This window comes from Priestia sp. P5_B4 (assembly GCF_056400385.1).
The window spans coordinates 1-751 of the sequence record NZ_JBFULJ010001320.1 but is presented as its reverse complement, the minus strand read 5'-3'; the positions used below and the strand labels follow the sequence as shown (position 1 = coordinate 751).

1 protein-coding gene is annotated in these 751 nt (G+C 37.7%); it reads right to left on the bottom strand.

Annotated elements, in window-relative coordinates; all coding sequences use genetic code 11:
• The coding region (locus tag AC1DRF_RS30730) for an APC family permease (protein WP_477742664.1) at positions 1–751 on the bottom strand (751 nt) is incomplete at both ends.

The window sequence follows — 751 nt, the reverse complement described above, 5'->3', positions numbered from 1 at the left end:
ACAATCATCCAAACGCCAGCTCGGAAGTTTTGACCAAAGCCTTTCCATTTTGATTTTGCTTGGTAATAAAAATAAATTGGCAAACCAATTAAAATAATAAATAATACCTGTCCAGTTAACGGCCATCTTGCCCAGTAAAGAGTAAGTGAAGCAAAAATAAATCCAAGAGGCGCTATTACGTTTAACCCTTTTATACGTAAAGGTCTATAAAGATCGGTCCCCGTTTTTCTTAACGTCATAGCGGTAATAGGACCGGTAAGATATGAAATTAATGTAGCTACAGAAATAATTTCGGCTAATATCCCCCAGCCTCTAAATAAAAATAAAAAGATGAATGAGACAAATAAATTAAAGAACATKGCTTGACGCGGAACTCCGTAAAGCGGATGAACTCTTCCCAGTATATTCGGCAAGTATTTATTTTTTTCCATACCATAAATCATGCGTGACGTGGTAGCTGTATACGTAATACCTGTTCCTGATGGCGATACAAAAGCATCGGCATATAAAACAATAACAAGCCAGTTAATATTTAACGCAATCGCTAAATCGGCAAACGGCGAATTAAAGTTAAGATGACTCCATCCTTTTACGATTTCTGAAGGATTTACCGCTCCAATAAACGCAATTTGAAGCAATACGTAGATCACGGTCGCAATTAAAATGGATCCTACTACCGCAATCGGAATAGAGCGACCCGGATTTTTCGCTTCTCCCGCCATATTAATAGGGCTTTGAAAACCGTTAAAAG